The following is a 24,694-nucleotide window of genomic DNA, read 5'->3' on the forward strand; positions in this document are numbered from 1 at the left end:
CTCAGCCCCACTCGAGCCCGTCGTCGTCGCCTTGGGAGAACGCGACGACGGAGACGCCGGAGTTCGCGCCGTCGCCGGTCCCCGGCGTGCCCGTGAACGGAGCGGCGAAAGTCGCGGTAATCGCGCAGAGGCTGATCGCGACGGCGGCGAGGGCGGCGACCGGGCTCTCGTGGTGAGCGAACATCTCAATCTCCTCCGGGTCTTCGCGGATTCTCCCGCTCCGTTTTCCTGCTACTTCCACGATCGCCGTCGCCGAGGGTGATGTCACTACTACCGATATGGCACGAGAGTGCCTGGCACCTTGGTGCCATCTCGCGGCGAAGGAGCCCATTCGAGGGATCTCGCGGCCTACAATCACCACCACAGCTCGGTAGAAGAGGGGCTCCGGCAGCTGCGCGAGGTGAACCTGAAGGTGCTCGAATCGTTAGGCCTTGCAGCTACGACCGAGTCTGTGTACCGCGTTATGCTCGCCAACCCCTCGTGGGGCGTCACGAGAATCGCGGCGCACCTGGAGGTGGACGAGCGGCTCGTCCGGGAGTCGCTCGACGAGCTCGCGGAGCTGGCGCTGCTGCAGCCTTCCTGGGACGAGCCCGGCGTCCTGCGGCCGGTGAGCCCGCAGGTGGGGCTCTCGTCCCTGCTGGCCCGCGCCGAGGCGGACGTCGCCGAGCGTCAGCGCCAGGTCGAGCAGACGAGGGCGGCGATCCTCGCGATCGCGGCCGAGCACGACTCCAGCCGCGAACGTGACGGCGTGATCTACCTGCAGGGGCTCGACCAGGTGCGCGGACGGCTGGAGGAGCTCGCGGAGAGCGTCGCCGTCGAGGTCTGCTCCTTCACGCCCACCGCCGCGCAGCGCCCCGACACGCACGAGGCCGGCAAGTCGGCGAACCAGCGGGCCCTTGAGCGGGGGGTCGTGATCCGGGGGCTCTACCAGGACAGCTTCCGCAACGATCCCGACACCCTCGCCTACGTGCGCTGGCTGACCGAGCTGGGGGGCCAGACACGCAGCGTCCCGACCCTGCCCATGATGATGATCATCGTCGATCGGGAGATCGCCCTGCTGCCGGTGGATCCATCCGACTCCGGGCAGGGGGCGGTGGAGCTGCGCGCCAAGGGCGTGGTGCTGGCGGTCTACGCGCTCTTCGAGCAGATCTGGGCGTCGGCGACGCCGTTCGGGGAGTTCACGCCGGTCAACGAGCACGGTCTGACGCCGCTGGAGATGCAGCTCATCGAGATACTCGCCGAGGGCGCGACGGACGAGGCCGCGGGCCGCAAGCTCGGGCTCTCGCTGCGTACGGTGCGGCGCATGATGGCCCAGATCATGGAGCGCCTCGAAGCCCAGAGCCGCTTCCAGGCCGGGGTGTCGGCCGCCCAGCGCCACTGGGTGCGCCCGTCGCGCTGACGGGCACCGGGACCCTCCGGCGTAGCCCCGCTTCAGCGGCCGGGGTGGCGTGCCCGGCGCGCACGGCGAAGGCCCGGCATGGGCCGCAGGACGGGCGGCCTTGGGGCAACCGGGAAGCACAAGGGGCCTCTTGGCCGGCGTGAGACGCCGGTGGGAGCGGCGGCTGACCCTCCGGTGGGTAACCTCGCAGGTAAGCCAGGTCCAGACTTCGACGACGAAGGCATCTCCGTGTCCACTTACTGGGACGTCAAGCACCGGCTGAGCGACGCGGTCAACGTCCACGATCTGCGGGCGGTGCTCGCCTGCTACCACCCGGACGCCGTGTACGTGACACCGGCCGGAGTGGCGGAAGGGCATGACCAGATCGCCTGGTTCTACGAACAGGTCTGGCAGGCGTTCCCCGATTTTCACCTGACGGCCTGGTTCGAGGCCGCCCAGTGCGACAACCCGGCGATCACGGAATGGACGTACACCGGCACCAACACGGGGCCTCTCCTTCTGCCGGACGGGCGGGAGTTCGGGCCGACGGGGCGACGCATCACCGTTCGCGCCACCTGCGGCGCGCATGTCGAGGGCGACAGGATCGCCACGCACCGTGAGTACTACGACCAGCTTGAGCTGTACAGTCAGCTCGGCTTCGGCCTGACGGAGCTGGAGGCGGGGGCGGCGGCGGACACCGCGGTCGACGGCCAGGCATCGGGGTCCGCGCAGCGGCGGTCATGTCGTGGGGCGTCGAGGGTCGCATCGCCCGGCCCGGGCGCCGACCGCTGTTGACGCGTTCCGCACCGGGCGCCGCGCCACGGGCGGCGTTATCTTCGTGGCATGGACGTGAACAGGGAAGATCACCGCATGGTCGACGCCGGAGCCGTCCGGCTGGCCTACCGCGTGTCCGGCGCGCCGGACGCCCGGCCGCTCCTGCTGCTGCACGCGCTGGGCGAGGGGGCCGCCGACTGGGCCGGGGTGGTCGAGGCGTTCACTGCGCACCGGCGGGTGTACGCCGTCGAGCTGCGAGGGCACGGCCGCAGCGAGTGGCCCGGGGAGTACTCGCTGGATTCCATGCGCGACGACGTGCTCGGCCTGATGGACGCGCTCGGGCTCGACCAGGTGGACGTGATCGGGCATTCGCTGGGCGGGCTGGTGGCGTACCTGGTGGCGTCGGAGCGTCCCGAGCGCGTGCGGCGGCTCGTGCTGGAGGACGTCGGGGTGCCGCTGCCCCGCGAGCCGGGCGTCCCGGCCAGGCCGGAGGGTGATCTGCCGTTCGACTGGGAGATGGTGCTCGCCGTCCGCGAGCAGATCGACACCCCCGACCCGCGGTGGCTGGAGCGGCTCGGCCGGATCACCGCGCGGACGCTCGTCGTCGCCGGCGGCCCGGCGAGCCACATCCCCCAGGAGCGTGTGGCAGAACTGGCGCGGCGCATCCCGGACGGGCGGCTGGTCACCATCCCCGCCGGGCACCTCGTGCACGCGGCCGAGCCCGAGGCCTTCGCCGAGGCGGTGCTGCCGTTCCTGCGGGCGGAGAGCCCGCGCTGAGCCCGGTCCGGGACACGCTCCACGCCCGCCGGACGCACGCCCGCCGACCGCGGCTGACCACGGGGCGACGAGCCCGGGGCGTGGTAGGCGGTCTCGCGCGGGGGTAGTGGGCAGGCATGGAGAGACCTGTGAACGTCCGGCTGATCGTCGCGTGCGTCGGTCTGATCGTCTTCCTCGCCCTCGCCGTGTACGCGGCGATCGGGCAGAACTGGCCGCTCTTCTTCGTGGCCGTCGCCCTGACCGCGCTGTCCGCCGCCGCCGCGATGGTGATGGGCGAGTGGTGGCGCGCCCACCGCGGCGACGTCGCCCGCCCCAGGCTGAGATCCCGCCGCTGACGTCCTCCCGGGGCGGATCCGCTCCCCCGCAAGCGCGCCTCGAACGTCGTGCAGCCCCGGGCGCGGAGGTCACCTGCGGCCGGCCGGCCCGGCGGGGGCCCTCCTCAGCGGCAGGACCATGCAGCGGACGCCGCCGCCGATCTTGGTGATCTCGTCGAGGTCCAGCGGGAGGCAGGTGACGCCGTGGGCGGTCAGCTCGCGGCGGAGCCTGGTGTGGCGGGCGTCCATCATGACGCGGCCCGGGCCGAGGGCGAGGACGTTGGCGCCCTGCTCGCGGTACTCCTCCTCGGTCACCTCGACCCAGGTGACTCCCGCGAGCTCGGGGGGCAGCGACTCGACGGCGGGCGGGTGGATGACACCCAGGCCGGGACCGATGAGGTTCATCGCGACGTCCAGATGCAGCACGCCGGGGGCGAGCGGGATCGCGACGACCTTCCTGGTGAAGCACAGCCCCGCGTACCCCGCCTCGTCGGTGCGCTCGCCGAGCCCGACGAAGACGACGTCCGGCGTGACCATCACGTCCCCGCCCTCGACGACGCCGGCCGTGACCGGGGCGGCCGGCGCGGCGACCGACCGGCCGACGTGGCCCGGCTCCCCGGCGCGGACGGCGGCGCCCATGCGGCCGAGCACGAGCTCCTCGCCGACGACCGCGGCGGGGTCGCGCACGTTGAACTGCAACGGCGCGCCTTCGAGCGGGGCGATGTCGACCACCTCGACCCCCTCGCGCACGAGCGCCGCACGAACGGCGTCGTGCTGGACGAGCATCTTCTCCCTGCGCGGCGCGTCCGCGGTGGCGAAGAACATCCGCTGGGTGGCATTGACCGGCTCCACCGGCTCGAAATTCGTGGGGCGTGCCAGAGCCGCCACGGTGAGACGGTCCCATTCGGCGTCAACGTGCACTCTCATCACAATCGTCTCCGGTGCAAACGGCTGGTTCCACGAAATGGCGCGCTTGTCAGGGATATCATGTGCGTTTCTTCGGCCACCGATTCCCTCGGGAGCGGCGTGATGAGGGTCGCACGAAGGCGCTGGCGTTTCGTGCCGGCGATCGGCAGCGCGATGGCGGGGCTCTTCTCGGGGCCGTGACGCAGAGCCTGGCCGACGCGAACCTTCGCGTACTCGCGGCGATGGCATCGTCCTGCGCCTTCTCACCATCGGCCTGGTGACGGCGATCCCGGCGCTCGGGAGGCCGGGCAGGAGACCGGCGCCGAGGTGGTCCGCCAGGTGAAGGCGCTGGAGCACCTGCGGCCCCGCGACACCGGGCACCTCGCCGGTGATGCTCGCCCATTACGCGTCCATGCTCGACCTGCGCGACCATAAGGGCACCGCATCTCGCTGAAGGTCACCCGGAGACGTTTCCCCTTCAAGCTCTTCATCGTGGATCGGGCGGCGATGGTCGTGCGATTCCACGAATACGACGAGTCTGGGGGACGAATGGCGGTATGGGGGGAGTCGTCATCCATGATCCCGCGGGGACGCTCATCTCGGTCTTCCGCGAGCTGTGGGAGGGGATCGCCGACGACCCGGCCACCCGCCACGTCACGCGGGCCGACCTGCCGCGGGCCCGCCCGGGCGAGCGGCTCGGCGCGGCGCCGCCCGTCTCGAAGCCCGGCGCCGCCCGAGCGGCGGGTCAGCGGCGCGGCGGGTCGGTGCGCCGGTCGTGGTGGTGGATGTCGACGACGGGGCCGGGGGAGGTCGGGCGGCCGACCGTCCCTCGGGAGATCTTGCCGACCGCGTCGAGGAGTTCACGGAGGAGGGAGCGGGGTCCCTTGGGGGTGCTCGGCATGGAGTCTCCTTGAGCTGCGAAGCCGTCAGGCCCGAATGTCACCTATATCACGTTATATCGCGTGCATTCAGGCGTCCACCGGGTCAGTACCCGGTGGGTCGCCGGATAGGCTGGAGACAGCGGGCAGATCTGGAGGGCCCGTCCCCTCCGCGTGAAAGGCAGTCCATTGTTCGGCCGCAAGCCCATCGAGGAACGCCTCGCCGAGCGGCGCGCCCAGCTTCCTCCCCTGAAGGAGGGCCAGCACTTCGAGCACGGCCCGGCGAAGTTCGTCTTCGTCTTCCTGATCGTGTTCGTCGTGGTGGCCCACCTCGTCGGGCTGGTCGTGCTGATGGCGCTCAACCTGCACTAGCCGCCGGTGCGGGTCAGTACGCGAGCGAGTACCGCGTGAAGCGTGGGGCGACGTACGGGCCCTTGAACTTCGGGTAGGCCACGGTCTTGACGTCGCCGTCGGAGGTGTAGCGGTCGTCGGGGTGGGCCTGCAGCCAGTCGAGCCAGGCCGTCGAGCAGAAGCGGGCGCAGTCGCCGACCTTGTCCATGGCGCGGATGCGCGGGATCCCCAGCGGGTCGAACTCCTTGCTGAACGGCGAGGCCGCCGGGGTGTAGCCCGCCAGGAAGACGCCGCTGTAGTTGTAGTTCACGCCGCCGCCCGCGCCGCGCAGCGCCCAGTCCTTGGTGGTCGGCTGGTTGCCGTACGGCAGGGCGATCGTAACCGGCGGATCCTTGATCAGCGCGGTGATCAACGTGTGGCCCGCCGCGATCTGCTGCGCCACCTGCTCCTTGGACCGCCCGCGCAGGTTCAGGTGGTCGCGGGTGTGGTTGCCGACGTCGAAGCCGTGGTCGCGGAGCCAGCCGAGGGTCTGGGCCTGGGCTTCCTGCCCGAACGTGCCGAACATGTCCTTGATGACGTAGAAGGTGCCCACCGGCCGGAAGCCGGGGTTCTTGCGCGCGACGTCCATGAGGATGCCGACGGCCGTGTCGGGCATGGGAGCGCCCGACCCGTCGAGCGTGAGCTGCGACGGCGAGGAGTCGTCGAAGGTGAGCACCACGGGATGACGGCCCGCCGGTATGGCGATGCGCCCGGTGGCGTACTCCCTGGCGGTGATCGGGACGTACCCCTCCCGCGCCAGCCGCTCCAGCTCGGTGCGGAACTGCTGGGGGGTGCGGTCGTCGGCGGCGGTGACCTTGGGCACGATGCGGTGGTACATGAGCACCGGGATCTGCCCCAGCTCGTTGGCCTTGACCCTGGCGGCCGTCGCGAGGCCGGCCTTGCGGGCCTCCTGCGCCGAGACGGCCTTGGGCGACCTGTTCTCGCCGGCCGGTTGGGCCACGACCGTGCCCTCACCCCGCGCGCACGCGGCGAGCGCGATCACGCACAGTGACAGCGCTCCGATGTGACGTATCCCCGAGACCCCCATGGTCCCCCCAACGCTACCGAGGAATGAGATACGTCTCTTCTACCCTCGGACCTGCGCGTTCCACCCGCGACAGGTGGTACGAAGGCCAAGCTCCGCACCATATTCGACATTGGTCGGAAATAGGGCTATGTCACGATAAGTAACAATATGACGGGCTGGTCAGTTCGCGCCCGTCTCCCCCGCCCGGCTGCGGATGCCGGTGAGGCGGCGCAGGATGTCCCACCAGAACGGGGCGCCGAACAGCAGCGCGAAGAAGGTGACCAGGAATCCGGGCCAGTGGCCGGGCGTCACCAGGCGGTCGAGCCAGCGCCCGCCGTTCCAGACCCACCGCGGGTCGCCGTCGTCCGGGATCGTCACCGACACCGGGGCGTTCCCGACGATCTGCACGAACGCCGGCGCGGACAGCACCTCGGTCACGCACGCGTACGGGTCGGCCGCGTGCTGCGGGCACCTGTCGCGCAGCCCCGCGAGCGCCTGCGCGCCGCCGTCGGCCGTAGCCGCGACCTGGGCGCGGATGGCGTTGTCGGTGAGGATCGACCTGCCGTACTCCAGGGAGTCCATGCTGAACACCAGGGTCAGCACCAGGCCGAGCGCGGCGATGACCCAGCGGACGTAACGGCGGTACAGCAGCGTGAGGCGCTGCATCTCGCCGTCGAACCACGCCTCCACACCCTTGCGGAAGGCCTCCAGGTCGTCGCCCGCGGCGTCCCACAGGCCCTTGAGCGGCCCGTAGAGCGGGCTGTGGCTCGCCTCCAGCTTCCGCAGCAGGGCGGGGACGCCGCCCTCCAGCGTGCTGATCTCCACGACGGCCCCGGCGAACCGCCCGGGCGGGATGGCGGCGATGCTCGTCTTGCCGGCCCTGTTGTGGTCGATCTCCCGCAGCCGCTCGTACAGCCGGCCCGACCAGGTGGTCGCGGTGCTGCGCATGGGCGGCGGCAGCGCGATGAAGGCGGGACGGGCGTCCTTGCTGAAGGGCAGGCGGGCGAAGACCTCGGTGATCGTGCTGGGGATCCACGACCTCTTGCCCTCGGCGCCGTCCAGGGTGTCGCGCAGGTAGGCCCACAGGAACTTGCTGCGGATGCCGAGCAACCGCACCAGGCCCTCGTTCACGCCGCTCACCAGCAGCGAGAACAGCAGGAAGGCCAGCACCAGCCCGATGGCCAGATCGATGTAGACCGAGTTCAAGAAGGATCACCCCGCGAGAGTGGACGCGCCCGCGGCGTTCGCCGCAAGTAACTGACGCCACCGGCGCGGCATCGGTTGACACACCCGCCCCGCGCGGGCTTCTCGACGGACGCGGCCCTCGGCGGGCTTGGCGAGGCGGGCGTCCTCCGGCCGGACCCGGCGGGCGCGGCCGGAGGCGGCTCAGCCGCCGTAGAAGACGCGCTCGACGACCACGCGGGCCCGGCGGGTGGTGCGGTGGTAGTCGTCGACGAAGTCCTCCGACCCGTCCGGCGGGTAGCCGAGCGCGCGGGCGATCAGGGCGCGGTCGCGCACGTCCCCGGGGATGCTGTCGCCCGCGCGTCCGCGCACGAGCATGATGGCGTCGCGGATCTGGGAGGCGAACCGCCACGCGTCGGCGAGCACCTCCTCGTCGGTGGAGGCCAGCAGCCCGGCGCCCACGGCGGCGCGCAGCGCGTCGAGCGTGCGGGTGGTGCGCAGCCCGGGGACGGCGTACGCGTGCTTGAGCTGCAGGAGCTGGGCCAGCCACTCGACGTCCGACAGCCCTCCCCTGCCCAGCTTGGTGTGCAGCTTGGGGTCGGCTCCCCGTGGCAGCCGCTCGGCCTCCATGCGGGCCTTCAGCCGCCGGATCTCGCGCACGGCCGTCTCGCCGACGCCCTCCAGCGGGTAGCGCAGCGGCTCGACGAGCGCGGTGAACGCCGCCCCCAGCTCGACGTCACCGGCCGAGAAGCGGGCCCGCAGCAGGGCCTGGGACTCCCAGGGCGAGGACCAGCGGCGGTAGTAGGCCTCGTACGACGCCAGCGTGCGCACCAGCGGCCCCTGGCGGCCTTCGGGCCGCAGGTCGGGGTCGATCACCAGCGGCGGGTCGGCGGCGGGCCGGGCGAGCAGGCGGCGCAGCTCGTTGGCGACCGCGTGCGCCGCGTCGGTGGCGTCCTTCTCCTCGGCGCCCTCCAGCGGCGAGTGGACGAACATCACGTCGGCGTCGCTGCCGTAGGAGCTCTCGTAGCCGCCCAGGCGCCCCATGGCGATCACCGCGAAGCGGGTCGGCATCGGCGAGCGCCGCTCCAGCGACACCTTGTGGATCGCGGCGTCCAGGGCGGCCTGGATGGTGACGTCGTTGAGCTCGGAGAGCGCCTGCCCGACCTCCTCGATGTCGACGTGCCCGACGAGCCCGCCGACCGCCGTGCGGAACAGCTCGCGGCGGCGCAGCGCGCGGACCGAGGCGACCGCCGCCTCGGCGTCGGCCGCGTGGCGGCCCACGATGACGCCGGCCTCGGCCAGCAGCGCCTCCTTGGATCGGGCGGCCAGCTCGCCGTCAGAGCCGAGCATCACGACGGCCTCGGGCGCCGACAGCAGCAGGCCGGTGGCGTAGCGGCTGGTGCCGAGCAGCCGGGCCATGCGCTCGGCCACGGCGGTCTCGTCGCGCAGCAGGCGGAGGTACCAGGGGGTGGTGCCGAGCTTGTCGCTGACCTGGCGGAAGCCCAGCAGGCCGGCGTCGGGATCGGGCGCGTCGGCGAACCAGCCGAGCATGACCGGCAGCAGCGTGCGCTGGATGGCGGCCCGGCGCGAGACGCCGCTGGTGAGCGTGGCGATGTGGCGCAGCGCGCCCTCGGGGTCGGTGTAGCCGAGCGCCGCGAGCCGGGCGGACGCGGCCGCCGTCGACAGCCGGATCTCCTCCCCGGGCAGCCGGGCGACGGCCTGCAGCAGGGGCCGGTAGAACAGCTTCTCGTGCAGCCGCCGGGCCTCCATGGAGTGGCGCTTCCAGCGGGTGGTGAACTCCCCCACCGGATCGGCCGTCATGCCGAGGCCGCGCCCGATGCGGCGCAGTTCGGCGCTGTCCTCCGGGACGACGTGGGTGCGGCGCATGCGGTGCAGCTGCAGCAGGTGCTCGACCCGGCGCAGGAAGGTGTACGCCTCGGCGAGGGTCTTGGCGTCGTCCCTGGCGACGTAGCCGCCGCGCGAGAGCGCCGCGAGCGCGGGCAGGGTGGCGCGCCGGCGCAGCAGCCCGTCGGAGCGGCCGTGGACGAGCTGCAGGAGCTGGACGGCGAACTCGATGTCGCGCAGCCCGCCGGGGCCGAGCTTGATCTGCCGGGCGGCCTCGCCGGCGCGCACGTGGGCCTCGACCCGGCGCCGCATCGCCTGGACGTCCTCGACGAAGTGGTCGCGGGCCGCGGCCTCCCACACCAGGTCGTTGACGGCGGCGGCGTACTCCCCGCCGAGGGCGAGGTCGCCGGCGACGGGCCGGGCCTTGAGCAGGGCCTGGAACTCCCACGTCTTGGCCCAGCGCCGGTAGTAGGTGAGGTGGCTGGCGAGGGTGCGCACGAGCGGCCCCGCCTTGCCCTCGGGCCGCAGCGCCGCGTCGACCTCCCACAGCGAGCCCTCGGGGGTGCTGGCCGAGCACGCCCGCATCATGCCCTGCGCGAGCCGCATGCCGGCCTGCAGCGCCTTGGTCTCGTCGACGCCCTGGCGCGGCTCGGCCACGAAGACCACGTCGACGTCGCTGATGTAGTTGAGCTCGCGGGCGCCGCACTTGCCCATGCCGATGACGGCCAGGCGCACGTCGGCGCCCTCGGGGTGGTCGGCCCTGGCGATGGCCAGGCCGGCCTCCAGGGCGGCGGAGGCGAGGTCGGACAGCTCGGAGGTGACCTCGCCGAAGGTGGACTGCCCGGTGACGTCGCGCGCGGCCAGCCGCAGGAGCCTGCCCCGGTAGGCCACGCGCAGGGCCGAGAGGGTGTCGGTGCTGCCGTTGACGGCGTACGGCTCCTTCTCGGCGGGGTCGGCGCCGACCGCCTCCAGCAGCTCGGCGCGCACCTCGCGCTCGGGGAGGCGCTTGACGGCCTGGTCGCCTTCGAGGTGGCGCCAGTGGTCGGGGTGGCGCGCGACGTGGTCGCCCAGGGCGGCCGACAGGCCGAAGACCCCGATCAGCCGCGCTCGGAGCCCCGGGTCGGCGCGCATGGCCCCCAGGACGCTGGGGTCGCGCTCGGCCAGCCGGTTCAGCGAGATGAGCGCGAGGTCGGGGTCCGCGGCGCCCACCAGGGCGTCGAGCAGGTCGAGGTCGCCCACGGCCTCGGGCCCGAGTTCGTCCAGGAGCCGTTCGGCCCGGGCTCCGTCGGAGAAGCCCAGCCGGGCCAGACGCCCGGCGGTCGTCTGTATGCGGGACTCGGCGTTCACACGCTCAACGTAGCCGTTCACTCACGAAGTCGTCGTTAGTGGTTCCGCGCCGTAATCGCGCGGTCACCGTGAATAGACAGGGGTGCGTAACGGTGACCGGCCGCGTCGTCCCGGTCACGGACGGCCTCACGGGCGCCGGCGACGACGCGGGCGAAGGCCTCGGCCCAGGGACGCCAGGCGGCGGCCAGCCCGGCGCGCCCCGCCAGGACGGCGGCGTCCAGCTCGGCGGGGACGTGACCGGCGGCGGTCAGCTCCTCGGCGTTCGGGGCGGTCCAGGACAGGAAGATCTCGGGGGTGGCCTCGGGGTGGAACTGCACGCCCCACGCCCGGTCGCCGAGCCGGAACGCCTGGTGCGGGTAGGCGGCGCCCGTCGCGAGCGGGACGGCTCCCGGCGGGAGGACGGTCATCGCGTCCTGGTGGTACTGGATCGCGCGCACCCGCGGCGGCAGGGCCCCGAACAGGGCGTCCTCGCGGGCGGCGGGCAGCAGGGTGACGGGGCGCAGCCCGACCTCCAGGCCGGGCCCCCGTTCGACGCGCCCGCCGCAGGCCAGGGTCAGGAGCTGGGCGCCCAGGCAGATGCCGAGCGTGGGCACCCCGGCCTCCACCGAGGCGCGCAGGAGGTCGCGGGTGGCGGGCTGCCAGGGGTACTCCTCGTCCTGCCAGGCCGAGGCCGCGCCTCCGAGCACGATGAGCCCGTGCCACGCGCCCTCGCGCGGGAGGGGGACCGGCTCGCCGAGGTAGGGGCGGACGACGTCGCAGAGGGCGCCCGCCGCCGCGAGCCAGTCGGCGAGGAAGCCCGGGCCCGCCTCGGCCTCGTGCTCGATGACCAGGATCCGGCTGTCCATGACTCGATTATGGGACCGCGCGGCGGGCCGGCCGACGGCAGGTCTCGCCACCGCGCGGACGGGCGGGCGCGGGACGGCCCGCCCCGGGGCGGGGGCGGGCCCCGGGGCGACGTCCACACGCTATTTCCGATATCCCACACAACGACCGAAATTCCGGCTCTTTAGCAGAACGCCGACTTTGGGGCTGGTGTTACCGAAGGGAACGGGGAAGTTCGCCAGAAGGGCCCGCAACGGGCAGGCCAGGGCGTATATCTGGTGCGGGCGGCCGCTCCGGCGGGCCGCCCGAAAGCCGGACGTCAATTACGACATTGGGCTCATTACCGGACAGGTTTCTCTCTACCGGGCGGGGGCATCGGTGGCTAGAGTTGCAGGCGTCGGGAATTCACGTAATTCCAGTTCAAGGAGATAGATTGGCGCCTCCCCCCCAAGAGCCGCACGAGCCCGCCGCCGGCGGGCCGCCCGACACGGTCAAAGAGCTCGCGCGCCAGATCGAGGAGCTCACCCGGCAGGTCGCGGCGCTCACGGAGACCGCCAGGCGCGAGCACGAGCGGGCGGCCCATCGGGAGCAGGTCATCGACCGGCTGCACACCGAGAACCAGCAGCTCCGGCACGGCCTGTTACAGGAGGCGCTGACCCCCGTCCGCGCGGGTCTGTACCGGCTGCACGACACCGTCGCGCGTGAGGCCGCCCGGTGGCGCGGGCCCGAGCCGCCGCCCGCCGAACTCGCCGCCCCCCTGCTTGAGGCCGTGGCCGAGGACGTCGCCGAGGTGCTGGGCCGCACCGGGGCCGAGCGCGCCGGCACCGAGGCCGGCGCCGCCTACGACCCCGCGCTGCACCGTCCCGCCCGGGTCGCCGCGGTCGGTCCCGAGGCCGACGGCACGGTGGTGGAGGTCCTCGCCGACGGCTTCGCCATGGGCGAGCGGGTGCTGCGCAAGGCGACCGTGGTGGTGGGCAGGTCCGGGCCCTCCGAGGCGCCCGCCCCGACCCCCGGCTCCGCCGGCGGCGAAAACGCCAAGGCGCGCGACAATGAGCGGAAAGACCCCAAGAACGGGAAGAAGGCGGGCTCCCGGAAAGACGTGGGCCGGGCCTCCGACCGGAAACACGATAACAACAAACCCCCGTACAACCGGTCAGAAGACGCCACTATGGACCACACGGACGGCGGCACGGAGAAGGGAACCGAGTAGGCGATGGCTGTTTACGGGATCGATCTGGGCACCACGTATTCGTGCATCGCCTACGTCGACGACGTCGGACGCCCGACGGTGCTGCGCAACCTGGAGGGCACCGACACCACGCCGTCGGTGGTGTTCTTCGAGTCGCCGGACAACGTCGTGGTGGGGGCCACGGCCAAGGACAGCGCCGTCCTGGAGCCCGACCTCGTCGTCAGCCGCATCAAGCGCGACATGGGGCACGAGGTGCCCCGGGTCAGGCACGGCAGGCCGTACACGCCTGAGGAGATCTCCGCCTTCGTCCTGCGCAAGCTCGCCGACGACGCCCGCACCGCCACCGGCGAGACCGTCGAGGACGTCGTGATCACCGTGCCCGCCTACTTCGGCGCCGCCGAGCGGGACGCCACCCGCAAGGCCGGCCACATCGCCGGGCTCAACGTCATCGACATCCTGTCGGAGCCCATCGCCGCCGCGATCACCTACGGGCTGCTCAACCCCGACCAGGATCACACGATCCTGGTGTACGACCTCGGCGGCGGCACGTTCGACACCACCGTGATCACGCTGCACGGCGGCGACATCGAGGTCGTCTGCACCGACGGCGACCACGAGCTCGGCGGCGCCGACTGGGACGACCGGCTGGTGGAGCACCTGGCCGAGCGGTTCGTCGAGGAGCATCCCGACGCCGGCAGCCCCCTGCTCGACAAGCAGTCCGAGCAGCAGCTCCGCCGCGACGCCGAGGAGCTGAAGAAGACGCTGTCCACGCGCACCCAGCACGGGGTGCGGGTCGTGCACGAGGGCAGGGTCGCCACGGTCGAGCTGACCCGCGAGGCGCTGACCGAGCTGACCCGCGACCTGCTCGACCGCACCATCGAGATCACCCGCCGCACCATGGACACCGCCGCGGCCAAGGGCGTCGACTCCTACGACCACCTGGTGCTCGTCGGCGGCTCCACCAAGATGCCCGCGGTGGCCGAGGCCCTGGAGAAGGAGTTCCAGCTCACCCCGCGCCTGCAGGACCCCGACCTGGCCGTGGCCAAGGGCGCCGCGCTGTACGCGTTCGAGGAGACCTACCGGCGGCTGCTGCGCGCGGGCGACCGCGAGAGCGCGCTCGAGATGGCCGCCCGGGCGGGCCTGTCGGCCGACCAGCAGGAGCGCATCGCCGGGCGCACCATCAGGACGGTCGCCTCGCGCTCCTTCGGCATCGTGGTCACCGACCGCGAGAGCCGGCGGCGCAGCGTCGAGCACCTCGTGCACGCCAACGACCCGCTTCCCGCCGCCGTCACCCAGGACTTCTACACCGTCGACCCGGGGCAGGCCGGGGTCGACGTCGAGGTCATGGAGCAGGCGGGCACCGCCGAGTCGCGCGAGCTGGAGGACAACGGCCTGATCGCCGAGGGCGTGCTGAAGATCCCGCCGGGCAAGCCCGCCGGCTGGCCGATCGAGGTGACGTTCGCGCTGGACACCTCCGGCATGCTGCAGGTGACCTCGCGCGAGCGCGAGACCGGTGAGGAGCTGGAGCTGCGCATCCAGATCGGCGGCATGTCCGAGCAGGAGGTGGCCGAGTCCCGCGCCGCCCTCTCCCGCGTCCAGGTGAGCTAGCCGGGCGGCTGAATGGCATTCGACGAGGAGCGGTACACCCGGGAGGTGCTGGAACCCGCGCGCGAGGCGGGCGGCACCCCGCCCGCCGACCTGGGGGTTCGCTACCAGCTCCGCGAGGGGATGACGGCGCAGGACGTCTCCGAGACGGTCAAGCGGGTCCGCCAGTGCTGGCGGCGGGCCAGGGGCATGCTCAAGTACAAGCGCCTGGCCGACCGCCTGGAGGCCGACCACGCCCGCTTCGCCCCGATCTTCACGGCCGCCGCCGAGGGCGACCTGGTGCCGCTGCGCGCCGCCCTACGCGAGTCGCACGGGCGGGCCGGGCGCCGGGTGGCCGACGCCGGACGCCGGCTGGAGGACGCCGCCGGGCGCCTGCGGCTGCTGTCCCCGGCCCTGCTGGCCACCATCGCCCGCTCCAGCGGCGTGGGCCACGACGAGGCGCTCCGGCTGGCCGCCGAGCGGTCGATCGAGGTGCGCGAGCCCGACGAGCTGCCGCGCGCCGCCCCCTACCCCGGGTACGGCCGGGTGCGCGAGGCGCTCGACACCCTGGGGCTGAACCACCTGGGCCGGTTCGTCTTCGGCGAGGGGTGCGCGGGCATGCGGGTGCTCGACGGCCTCTCGGTGCCCGGCGCCGGGCCCGTCGAGGAGGCCGTCGCCGCCGCCGAGCGGCAGTGGGCCGCCCGCACCCGCGGCCCGTGGACGGTCGGCGCCGACACCCTGCTCGCCGCCCTGCGCAACGGCCCCGACCCCGGGGCGCTCATCCGGTACGACATCGTCGACCGGCTGCGCGAGCGGGTGCGTGAGCATCCCTACGACGACACCCTGCTGCGGCACGCGACCGCCGAGCTCGACCTGGCGCCCGACGACGCCCGCAGGCTGATCTTCGCGGTCCGCGGCGAGGGCGGGGTCTCCGGCGGGCCGCTGGCGCGGCTGCGCGAGCTGGTGGACGCCGGGGAGATCCACGCCGCGGCCGACTTCGCCGGCGCCATCGCCCCCGAGGCGCTCACCGGCGAGACCGCCGAGCTGGCGACCGAGGTGCGGGCCAGGCTGGAGCGCGCCGTCCAGCTCAGAGACCGCGCCCGCGCCGCGATCGACCCCGACGACGCGTGGATCGCGCTGCGCGACGCGCTCCAGCGGGTGCCCGACCTTCCCGGCGCCGCCGACCTCCTGCTGCGGCTGGCGCCCTACCCGGCGCGGGCGCCGCGCGCCGACGCCAACGGCGACACCGTGGCCGTCGCCTGGCAGCCCTCGCCGTCGCGGGCGGGCCGCATCCTGTACGACGTCTACCGCAACGGCGAGCCCGTGGCGACGACCGCCAACCCGCCGGTCCTGGACGAGCGGCCGCCGGTCAACGTGCCGCTCACCTACGCCGTGGTCGCGCGGCGCGACCAGGCGGCCGCCACGCCCGTCGCGGCCCGCCCCGTGATCGTGCGGCCCGAGCCCGGCGACGTCCGGCTGACCGCCGGCGACGGCGTGGTGTGGGGCCGCTGGTCGCGCCCGCCCGAGGCGGCCCGCGTCGTGGTGACCCGCGACGGGCGTCCGGTGCCCGCCGACGACACCGGGTTCCGCGACGCCCGCGTGATCAACGGCACGGCGCACACCTACGTGGTCGCCGCCGCCTACCCCGCGCCCGGCGGTGAGGCGGTGACGCCCGGGGTGCGGCGCACGGTGACGCCGCGCGGGCGCCCCCTGCCGGTCACCGGCTTCACGCTGCACCCCGACCCCGCCGCCCCCGGCACGCTGCTCGCCCGGTACGACGAGCCGGGGTCGGGCATCGTGGAGCTCGTCGCGCTGGACGACGTGCCGCCGTGGCCCCCGGGCACCACCCTGCCGCTCGCGGAGCTGCGCGGCGCCAGCCGGGCGGTCCCGTCCATCCCCACGCGCGACGGCCTGTCGGTGCGCCCGGGCTCGGGGCGCTGCGTGCTGCTCGCCGTCACCGTGGCCGGCGACCTCGCCACGGTCGGCGGGCACCTCGACCACGTCAACCTCGCCCCGCCCACCGAGCTCACCGCCCAGCGGCGCGGGGTGACCGTCTACGTCGGGTTCGTGTGGCCGGTGGACGTGCCCGAGGTGGAGGTGCGATGGAACCGGCGCAGCATGCTGGTCAGCTCGGCCGCCTACCAGGCCCAGGGCGGCGTGCGGCTGGAGGCGCCGGAGGGCGAGCCGGTCACCGTCGAGGTCGCGCCCACGGCGCTGGTCCACGGCGAGCGGGTGCGCGGCCCGGCCGCGCGGCTGCGGCTGGCCGCCCGCGTCCCGGTGCACTACGACCTCGTGCAGCAGGGCCCCGCGTGGCGGCGCTCGCTGGTGGTGGAGCTGACGTCCGACCGGCCGGTGCGGCTGCGCCGCCTTTCGCTGGTGCTCAAGGCCGGGCACGTGCAGCCCAAGTCGGCCGACGACGGCGTCCTGCTCGACCACTGGACCGACCTGGAGGTGCCCGCGCGGCTCGTCGTCGCCGCGCCGCGCCAGGCCCGGCCGTACTGGCTGCGCTGCTTCGCCGAGGGCGCCGACGGCGCTCCGGGCGCCGCGAGGATGCGCGGCGGCGAGGTCGTCGGCGAGGTCGCCCTGGTGGATCCGCCAGTGCGGCGGATGAAGGTCGGGTGAGTCCGTGATCACCTGCCCCTACTGCTTCGAGCGCGTCGCGCGCGACCGCATCGCGTTCCGCTGCCTGGGCGGCTCCGGCCTCGGCGGCGGCTGCGACCCCCGTCTGGACGAGACCCTCGCCCACTACCTCGGCTCCCCGGCCGCCGCGTCCCTGCCCCCGGTGTTCGCGGTGCGCAGGCCGGGGCGGCGCGCCGACTGCCCCGACTGCGGGCGCTCCACCGGCTGGCGGGTGTGCCCGGAGTGCCACAACCGGCTTCCCGCCGAGTACTGCGCCAACCCCGGGCGCATCGTGGCGCTGGTGGGCGCCAAGGGGTCGGGCAAGAGCACCTACATCGCCGTGCTGCTGCACGAGCTGACCAACCGGGTGGGGGCCGAGCTGGACGCCTCGCTGGTCGCCTGCGACGACCGCACGATCGCCCGCTACAAGCAGGACTTCGCCCGGCCGCTGTACGGGGAGCAGCGGCTGCTGAGCACCACCCGGCCCGCGGCGACCGAGCCGCGCGACCCGCTGGTCTACCTGCTCACGCGCACCGTGCCGGGCCGCCTGCGCAGCCGCACGGTGTCGCTCACCCTGGTGCTGTTCGACACCGCCGGCGAAGACCTGCGCAGCCGCGAGTCCACCGAGACCCACCTGCGCTACCTCAACGCCGCCGACGCCGTCGTGTTCCTGATCGACCCCCTGGAGCTGCCGGGGGCCAAGGCTTCGCTGAGCGGCGCGGCCCAGGCCCGCAGCGGCGCGAACGCGGCCGACCCCGACAGCGACCCGATCAACGTCATCAGCCGGGTCACCGAGCTGCTGCGCGACCGCGGCGGGTCGGGGCGACTGAGGGTGCCGGTGGCGGTGGCGCTGAGCAAGATCGACGCGCTGCAGGAGGGCATGGACTCCCAGTCGGCGCTGCACCGGGCCCGCACGCCCACCGGCGCCCTCGACCTGGACGACCGCGAGGCCGTGCACGAGCAGGTGAGGGCGTTGCTCGACGAGTGGCAGGCGGGCATGGTCGACCGCTACCTGCGGCAGCACTTCACCGACTTCGCGCTGTTCGGCCTGTCCGCGCTCGGCGGGGTGCCCGGCACGGGCACGGTGGGCCCGGGCGGCATTCGTCCCTACCGCGTGGAGGATCCCCTGCTGTGGCTCCTGCACCGGTTCGGGATGCTCAAGGGCTTGCGGAGGTGACGTGGTGGCCTGGCAGCTTCACTACACCTCCGCCGGTGCGGGCCCGACCGGGCGCGCCGGTTTCCAGTTCGTGGCCGAGTCGTCCGGGCTGCCGCACGGCCTGGCCGGGCGGGTCGCGCCCTACCTCGCCTACCGGCCGCCGCCCTCGGCGCCGCTCGCCCCGACCCCGGCGCAGGTGGCCGCGCTGCCGGTCGCGCTCGCGTACGGGCCGCTGGGCGAGCTGCGCGTCCTCACCCGGTGCGTGTACCTCGGGCAGGACTACTCGGGCAGGTACGGCAACTTCCTCGGGCACGCGGTGGTCGCCTCGGCCGGTGAGCTGACCGGGCTGCGGCCGGTGGAGTTCTGGCAGTCGCCGGTGTGGTCCGACTCCCCCGCCGCGACCGGCACGGCCCTGCCCGAGCTGGCCGACCTGGTGCCCGGCGACCGCGTGGACCCCGAGTCGCTGGGCGAGTGGCTCGCCACCGGCGGCGACGACTCCTACGCGCGGCTGGCCGGGCTGCTGGAGACGGTGGGCGGCGCCCTCGCGCGCGGCCACGGGCGGGTGGTGCTGGTCTCGGCCGAGGTGGAGCGCATCGTCCGGTGGATCGGGCTGATCTCCTACTCGCTGCCGTGGCCGGTGGCGGCCCGCCTGTCGTTCCTGACCTACAGCGCCGACCCCGCCTCGGCCCCGTACGTCGTCGTCGGCACCACCCCCGACGTGTGGATGCCGTCCGACATCGACGCCACCGTCGTCCACCTGGACGAAGCCGTGCGGCCCGCCGCGCCCCCCGGCCGCTTCGCCCGCACGATGACGGCCTGCTGGCGCCGCATGGACCTTGCCGGCATCGACGCCATCGCCGAACTGACCGAGCCCGCCCCGCCCCCCGAGCACGAGGCTCCCGGCGACCCCGGCACCTACGACGCCCCCGGCCGGGCCGCGAGGAGCCACGACGACACCGGACACGCCTCCCCCGGCCACGGCGCCGGAGCCCCGGACGCGTACGCCGTCGACGCGCGGCCCGCCGGACCAGCCGGGCACGACACCGGCGGACGACCGGCCGTGTCCGACGGCGGAGCAGGAGTAGCCGGGCAGGACACCGGGGTGCGCCCTGGCGAACCGGCCGGGTACGACACCGGGGTGCGCGGCGGCGGATCAGCCGGATACGACACCGGCGAGCACTACGGCGCTGGAGGACCGTCCGGGCGCGGCGGCGGTGCGCGCCCCGGCGAACCGGCCGGACACGACCGCGCCGGACGGCCCGCCGGACACGACTTCACGGGGCCGCCAGCGGGATTCGGCGGTCACCACGGTTCCGGACGGTCCGCCCCGGCTCCGGGTGACGACAGGGCCGGCAGGTGGCGCGGAACCCGCGGCACCGGCGCCGGGGCGCGGCCGGGCGAGGCGCGGCCCGGTGAGGCCCGGCCCGGTGAGGTGGCGCCCGGCGGGGCGGGGCAGACGGTTCTGGATCCGCAGGCCGCCGCGTCGCTGCTGGCCTTCTGCCGGGGGGATTCGGACGTCGACGCCGAGGAGCAGTCGGCCATCGCGCGCACGCTGCACCGGGGGCTGCCCGCGTGGGTCTGGCGCGACCTCGGGGTGATGGCCGGCGACATGACGTTCGAGCTGGCGTCGGCGTCGCGCGCCCTGGCGCCGGCCGACTGGTCCGACTCCTTCGCGGCGCGCTGCGCGGTGCTCGCCCTGCGCGACCCGTCGCTGCCGACGCCCCCGCCGCCCGTGCGCGGCGAGACCGGGGAGGCGTTGCGCGCCGAGGCCGCGCGGGCGCTGGCCGCCGCGCGCGACATGGACGGGCTGGCGGACGTCGTCCGCACGGCCCACGCGATCGGCGCGCCGCTCTCGCCGCCCGCCGTCGAGAGCGCGGTCCAAGCGCTGGCCCGGGCGGGCCTCGGCGACGTCGCCCGATTACTCGAACGCACCCCCGTGGAGCTTCGCGGGGCCGTGCTCACCGGGCTGGTGTCCGGGCTGGAGCAGGCATCGCCCGCGATCCGCCGCCGTGCCCTGACGGACGCCGTCTGCGCCCGCCTGGAGCGGCACGACCTGTCGCCCGCGCCGCGCACCGCCACCGCCGTCCTGCTCTCCCAGGCCCGCAACGGCCACCTGTCCCGCGTCGACGCGACGGCCCGCCTCGTCCACCTCGCCTCCGAAGCACGACACCGGCCCCCACCCCCACCGGCCGCTTCACCCCGGGCCACGACGACCGGCCCCGATACCGGATGGCGGACCGGCCACCCCGCGCAAGGAACGCACCTCCCCGCCACCCCGGCCGAGCACGCCGGCCCGGCCCGTCACGACCAGGCACCGCACGAAGGCGCCTGGCCGGCCGAGCACGCCGAAGTCCCCCCGAGCGGTGACGACCCAGCCCCGCCGAGCGGACGCCCCGGCGCGGCCGAACACGACCGGACACCCAGCCCCGGCCACACGCCAAGCGCCCACCGGCCCGGCGGCACACACGCTCCCGGCGGCACGGGCGGACACCCGGAGACCGGCCGGCAGCTCGACAGCGACGGGCACGTCATCCCGGACGCCCACCAGCACCACGGCGCGGGCGGCCACCGGCACACCGGTTCGGGCGGGGACGTCCCCCGGGGCGACGGGCGGCACTCCGGTGACGGCGGGGGCGGGCACGCCGTCGAGGCCGAGGGGGACGTCGCGGCGGAGGTGGACGCGGCGCTTGAGGCGATGTGGGAGGCGGCCCCGGCGACCGCCGAGTGCGTCGCGCTGGTGGGCATGCTCGGGGCGGGCGTCGCGGCGTCGGCGTACCTCTGCGACCTGCCGGCGCGGGCGTACCTGGAGGACGGGGTGGACGATCCGGACGTCGTGCGGCTGGCCGAGCTGGTGCGCGCGACCGTCCCCGGCTACCCCGCCACCGACGCCGAGGCGGTGCTGCTCGCCGCGGCCGTCCACGACGCGGGCGACCCGGCCGCCGCCGCCGCGCTGGTGGAGCGGCTGGACGGGCTGGCACTTGAGGCCGACGAGGAGCTGCTGCGGGAGGCGATCGCCGCGGCCGCGCGCGCCCTGACGCGGCGCGATCCCCGGTTCCGCGCCGAGGCCGTCGCCGCCCTGCCCGGCGGCGCCCGCGCCCGGCTCGCGGACGCGTGGCTGGACGGGCGCGTCGACCGCGCCGAGGAGGCCGAGCTGGTGGAGGTCGCCGTTCGGCTGCACCAGGCGGGCGTGGTCGTCACGACGCTGGACTCCTGGGCGAGGTCCCGGCTGAACGGCTGGTCGCTGTTCGGGTCGCTGGAGGCCCGCCTCAGGCGCGACGGCGAGCTGGCCGCCGGGCTGAGGGAGATGGCCAAGGGCCGGCGCGGGCCGCCGTGGAAGCGGGAGGCGCGCTGATGCCCCTGGCGGCGATCCTCCTGTTCGTGGTGTGGTGCGCGTGCATGTACTTCGGGTTCCTGTACGTGTTCCCGGTGGTCGTCGTGCTCGCCGTCGTCGCCGCCACGCTGGCCGCGGCCGGGTACTACTTCCTGGCGGCCGCGCGGGTGCTGCTGCCGGCCCGGGCGGTGGGAGCCTCCGCCGTGGCGCCGCCGGGCGCCGGGCCCGGCAGGGACCCCGCCTACCGCCACCCGCTGTTCGGGCAGATGCCGCTCGACGGCTGGCGTGCCCTGCGGTCGGCCGTCCCCGTCATGGCGCGCACCGCCGGCCAGCTGCTGACCAGCGTCACCAAGACGCTCATGGGCGGCCCGCAGGGGTTCTTCACGCTTCCGGTCTGGCTCGGCCTCGTGGCCGGGGCGGCCGTGGCCACCGTCCCGCTCGCGGCGGCCGGCGTCGCGGTCGCGGTGGCGTACGCGCTGGTGTTCTGCGTCGCGGCGCCGGTGTGGGTGGCGGGCCTGCTGCTGCTGCGCGGCGCCGAACGGGTCTTCATGCTGGTGCGGCGGATCCTGCAGACCTGCCCGCATCCGCAGTGCTACGCCGAGATCGTCCTGCCCGAGTACGCCTGCCCGACGTGCGGCGAGCGCCACCGGCACCTGACGCCGAACCTCGACGGCGCGTTCCGGCACGTGTGCCGGTGCGGCACGCGACTGCCCACCGCCATCGTGCTCGGCCGCTTCCGGCTGCGGGCGTACTGCCCGTCGTGCGGGCGGGCGCTGCCCCATCGGATCGGCCGCGCCCGCATCGAGCCGCTGCCCTTCGTCGGCGGGCCCGACGCGGGCAAGACGACGTTCATGGTGCTGGCGATCAACGCCCTGCACGACGCGGTGAAGGCGGCGGACGGCCGGGCGGGGTTCGTCGTCCAGGGCGACGAGCTGGCGTTCGCCCGGTTCCGCGAGGAGCTGCGGGCCGGGAAGGTGACCAAGACCGCCAGCCTGGCGCCGTCGGCGACCATGGTGGACATCGCGCTGCCCCGCTCCAAGGCGGCGGGCGGCGACCGCATCCTGTACCTGTTCGACCCGTCCGGGGAGGGTTTCACGGGCGCCGCGAAGGTGGAGGCGATGAGCTACCTCGCCCACGGCGAGGCCATGCTGATCGTGGTCGACCCGTTCGCGCTGCCGCTCGTCCAGCACGGCCTGTCGGCGGCGGAGCGCGGCGCCCTCAAGCGCGCCGGCGTCGTCCTGTCCCCCGAGGACCCGTCCGACACCTTCCAGCGGGTCAGGAACGAGCTGGCGGGCCGCACCGACGGTGCCCGGCAGCGTCGTGTCGCCGTGGTCGTCACCAAGGCCGACCTGCTGCGCGAGACCGGCGTGGGCCGCGACGCCGACCACCTGCCCGCGTGGTTCGACGGCGTCGGCCTGGGCAACATGGTCCGCGACCTGGCCCGCACGGCCACCGAGGTCCGCTACCTGGCCTCGGGCCTGCCCCCCGACTACCCGGCCATCAGCTCCCTCCTGACCTGGCTGACCGGCCTCCCCCTCCCCGACTCCTCCCCGCCCCCCCGCGCCAACGGCCGCCCCACCACCCCGAGCCCCGCCCCGACCTTCTCCGACGCGGACGACACCCCGCCCACCCCCGAACCCAGCCCCGCGCCCGCCGGAACCCCCAAGACCCGGCTCCCGGACACCTCCGGACGTCCCACGCCCGCAGACGCGCGCAGCGCCGCCCCCTCGGACCCCGCGGACCTGAACGGCACGGCCTCTCCGGACCCCGCGGACCCGCACAGGACCGCTCCCTCGGAGCCCGCAGACCTGAACGCCACCGAGCCACCCGAAACGGCGGCCCGGGACAGCGCCGAACCGCTCAAGCCCTCGGACTCGGCCCACGCCGAGCCGGCCAAGCCCTCACACTCCGGCGACGCCGAGCCGGTCAAACCCTCAGGCCCGGGCAACGCCGAGCCGCTCAAGACGGCGGACCTCCGCCGCCCGTGGACCCCGAGCAGGCGCCCCCCCGCACTCGTCCCGCTCGCCCACCGAATGCTTCGCTGGACCGTCTTCGGCGCCTCGGCCCTGGCGGTCCTCACGGTCCTGGCCCTGTTCACCAGGTGGCTCGTCACCCTGCTGACCAGCACCGGCATCATCTAGCCCGCCCCCGCGGAGCCTTTCGCCGCACAACGCCGCCGCCTTCCCCGGTATGGGGGGAGCCGCCTTCGAGGTCGGGCCTCACGCGTGTCCGGCGGGTGACGGTCCTTCCGCCGACACGGGCCCAGGTACCTCGGCCGCGGCCGCGCTCCATCCCCCGGCACACCGGAGCACGGGCAAGCCGACGGGGCCGCCCGGTGGGTGACACGCGGACGATGAAGTGCGTTCTCGCGTCAGCGGGGGGTGATCCAGGTGGTCTTGGCGGCGGCGACCAGGGTGCCGTCGAGTTCGTAGACGGCTGAGGTGCCGAAGAACTTGCGGCCTTCACGGCCGGTGGGGCGGGCGACCACGGAGTAGGTGCCGTTGGGGTAGACGCGGCGGAACACCTGGGCGGTGATGCGGCCCAGCACGCCGGGGAGGCCCTGGCCGGGGCGGGCGTGGGACCAGCCGGTGGGGCAGTCGAGGGCGGCCCAGATGAGGGCGTCGGGTATGCCGCCGTCCTGGTCGGTCACGGTGACCGGGACGCGCCAGCCGGCGGCGACCACGTCGGTGCCGTCGACCGGGCCGGGGAAGATGCGCAGGCCGTCGCCGGGGCCGCGCAGTCCGCAGACGAAGCAGCCGGGGGCGGGATGGCCGCCGGCCATGCCGGCGAACCCGGCCTCGGCCTTGGCGGCGTCGTTGAAGGGGACGAACGGGGGCGGCGTGATCTCCTCGGCGACGGGGATCGCCTCGGCCAGCACCTGGTCTCCGTGGGAGAGCGAGACGCAGTTGACCACCGGGCCGACCGTCAGCGGCGTGTCCAGGGGGACCGGCCGGTGCAGGGTCACCTCCAGCGCGTGCGCCCCGTCCGCGACCTCGGCGAGAGCGCCGGCCAGCGTGCCCGCCACCCAGCCGCCGTTCGCCACGCCGTCCCGCGGGCCGCGGAAACGGGCTGGAACGTTCAGCACGGTCTGCAGACCGGCGGAAGTCGGCATGTAGCGACACCCCCATGCTGCCCCGCGCCATCGCGGAGCCTCTATTGGTAAATAACGCTAGAA

19 protein-coding genes are annotated in these 24,694 nt (G+C 74.4%); 11 read left to right on the top strand and 8 right to left on the bottom strand.

The window, feature by feature from the left end; translation table 11 throughout:
- Position 1: 1 nt before the first annotated feature.
- Positions 2–184: a hypothetical protein gene (locus tag PYR91_RS04225; RefSeq protein WP_279777590.1), complete on the bottom strand. Its 183-nt coding sequence runs from the start codon at positions 182–184 to the stop codon at positions 2–4.
- A gap of 267 nt (positions 185–451) precedes the next feature.
- Here PYR91_RS04225 and PYR91_RS04230 point away from each other — a divergent pair, with 267 nt between their 5' ends.
- The 4 genes from PYR91_RS04230 (at position 452) to PYR91_RS04245 (ending at position 3,264) form a co-directional block, all read left to right on the top strand.
- Positions 452–1,399, top strand: a complete 948-nt coding sequence (locus PYR91_RS04230) for a helix-turn-helix transcriptional regulator (protein ID WP_279777591.1) — start codon at positions 452–454, stop codon at positions 1,397–1,399.
- Positions 1,400–1,627: 228 nt separating this feature from the next.
- Positions 1,628–2,173, top strand: a complete 546-nt coding sequence (locus tag PYR91_RS04235; protein ID WP_279777592.1) for an ester cyclase — start codon at positions 1,628–1,630, stop codon at positions 2,171–2,173.
- A gap of 48 nt (positions 2,174–2,221) precedes the next feature.
- Positions 2,222–2,929: an alpha/beta fold hydrolase gene (locus tag PYR91_RS04240; protein ID WP_279777593.1), complete on the top strand. Its 708-nt coding sequence runs from the start codon at positions 2,222–2,224 to the stop codon at positions 2,927–2,929.
- A 116-nt stretch (positions 2,930–3,045) separates the two neighbouring features.
- Positions 3,046–3,264 carry a hypothetical protein gene (locus tag PYR91_RS04245; RefSeq protein WP_279777594.1) on the top strand — a complete coding sequence of 73 codons (219 nt, stop codon included), beginning with the start codon at positions 3,046–3,048 and terminating at the stop codon, positions 3,262–3,264.
- A 69-nt stretch (positions 3,265–3,333) separates the two neighbouring features.
- Here the strand turns inward: PYR91_RS04245 and PYR91_RS04250 are convergent, their stop codons facing one another.
- Together PYR91_RS04250 and PYR91_RS04255 are read right to left on the bottom strand one after the other, a co-directional pair.
- Positions 3,334–4,170, bottom strand: coding sequence for an arginine deiminase family protein (locus PYR91_RS04250; RefSeq protein WP_279777595.1), 837 nt, complete (start codon positions 4,168–4,170; stop codon positions 3,334–3,336).
- Between the two features lie 724 nt (positions 4,171–4,894).
- Positions 4,895–5,050 carry a hypothetical protein gene (locus PYR91_RS04255; RefSeq protein ID WP_279777596.1) on the bottom strand — a complete coding sequence of 52 codons (156 nt, stop codon included), beginning with the start codon at positions 5,048–5,050 and terminating at the stop codon, positions 4,895–4,897.
- A 151-nt stretch (positions 5,051–5,201) separates the two neighbouring features.
- On the opposite strand from PYR91_RS04255, the gene PYR91_RS04260 reads away from it, so the two are divergent.
- The gene (locus tag PYR91_RS04260) at positions 5,202–5,399 is read left to right on the top strand and encodes a hypothetical protein (RefSeq protein WP_279777597.1); all 198 of its coding nucleotides are present in this window, start codon (positions 5,202–5,204) and stop codon (positions 5,397–5,399) included.
- 13 nt (positions 5,400–5,412) lie between these two features.
- On the opposite strand, the gene PYR91_RS04265 is transcribed toward PYR91_RS04260, so the two are convergent.
- The 4 genes from PYR91_RS04265 to PYR91_RS04280 form a co-directional block, all read right to left on the bottom strand.
- Positions 5,413–6,420, bottom strand: coding sequence for a polysaccharide deacetylase family protein (locus tag PYR91_RS04265; RefSeq protein ID WP_279777598.1), 1,008 nt, complete (start codon positions 6,418–6,420; stop codon positions 5,413–5,415).
- A 204-nt stretch (positions 6,421–6,624) separates the two neighbouring features.
- Entirely contained in the window at positions 6,625–7,650 is a 1,026-nt protein-coding gene (locus PYR91_RS04270; RefSeq protein WP_279777599.1) for a hypothetical protein, read from the bottom strand.
- A 180-nt stretch (positions 7,651–7,830) separates the two neighbouring features.
- A complete protein-coding gene (locus PYR91_RS04275; RefSeq protein ID WP_279777600.1) occupies positions 7,831–10,818 on the bottom strand; it encodes a bifunctional [glutamine synthetase] adenylyltransferase/[glutamine synthetase]-adenylyl-L-tyrosine phosphorylase in 2,988 nt (995 codons plus the stop codon).
- A 35-nt stretch (positions 10,819–10,853) separates the two neighbouring features.
- Positions 10,854–11,663 (bottom strand): type 1 glutamine amidotransferase, encoded by an 810-nt coding sequence (locus PYR91_RS04280; protein ID WP_279777601.1) that lies wholly within the window; start codon positions 11,661–11,663, stop codon positions 10,854–10,856.
- A gap of 410 nt (positions 11,664–12,073) precedes the next feature.
- Here PYR91_RS04280 and grpE point away from each other — a divergent pair, with 410 nt between their 5' ends.
- The 6 genes from grpE to PYR91_RS04310 are packed head-to-tail and all read left to right on the top strand — an operon-like array spanning position 12,074 to position 23,660.
- A complete protein-coding gene (gene grpE, locus PYR91_RS04285; protein ID WP_279777602.1) occupies positions 12,074–12,850 on the top strand; it encodes a nucleotide exchange factor GrpE in 777 nt (258 codons plus the stop codon).
- Positions 12,851–12,853: 3 nt separating this feature from the next.
- On the top strand, positions 12,854–14,437 hold the full coding sequence (locus PYR91_RS04290) for an Hsp70 family protein (protein WP_279777603.1): 1,584 nt from the start codon (positions 12,854–12,856) through the stop codon (positions 14,435–14,437).
- A gap of 12 nt (positions 14,438–14,449) precedes the next feature.
- Complete coding sequence (locus tag PYR91_RS04295; protein ID WP_279777604.1) at positions 14,450–17,035, top strand: hypothetical protein; 2,586 nt, start codon at positions 14,450–14,452, stop codon at positions 17,033–17,035.
- A gap of 4 nt (positions 17,036–17,039) precedes the next feature.
- A complete protein-coding gene (locus PYR91_RS04300; protein WP_279777605.1) occupies positions 17,040–18,209 on the top strand; it encodes a hypothetical protein in 1,170 nt (389 codons plus the stop codon).
- A 4-nt stretch (positions 18,210–18,213) separates the two neighbouring features.
- Entirely contained in the window at positions 18,214–21,540 is a 3,327-nt protein-coding gene (locus PYR91_RS04305; RefSeq protein WP_279777606.1) for a hypothetical protein, read from the top strand.
- Positions 21,540–23,660 (top strand): hypothetical protein, encoded by a 2,121-nt coding sequence (locus PYR91_RS04310; protein ID WP_279777607.1) that lies wholly within the window; start codon positions 21,540–21,542, stop codon positions 23,658–23,660. The genes PYR91_RS04305 and PYR91_RS04310 overlap by 1 nt, the downstream gene beginning before the upstream one ends.
- Before the next feature lie 230 nt (positions 23,661–23,890).
- Here PYR91_RS04310 and PYR91_RS04315 read toward each other — a convergent pair whose 3' ends face one another.
- Positions 23,891–24,631 carry a hypothetical protein gene (locus PYR91_RS04315; protein ID WP_279777608.1) on the bottom strand — a complete coding sequence of 247 codons (741 nt, stop codon included), beginning with the start codon at positions 24,629–24,631 and terminating at the stop codon, positions 23,891–23,893.
- Positions 24,632–24,694 lie beyond the last annotated feature (63 nt).

It is taken from the genome of Sphaerisporangium sp. TRM90804, from assembly GCF_029846175.1.
Taxonomy (GTDB): Bacteria; Actinomycetota; Actinomycetes; order Streptosporangiales; family Streptosporangiaceae; genus Sphaerisporangium.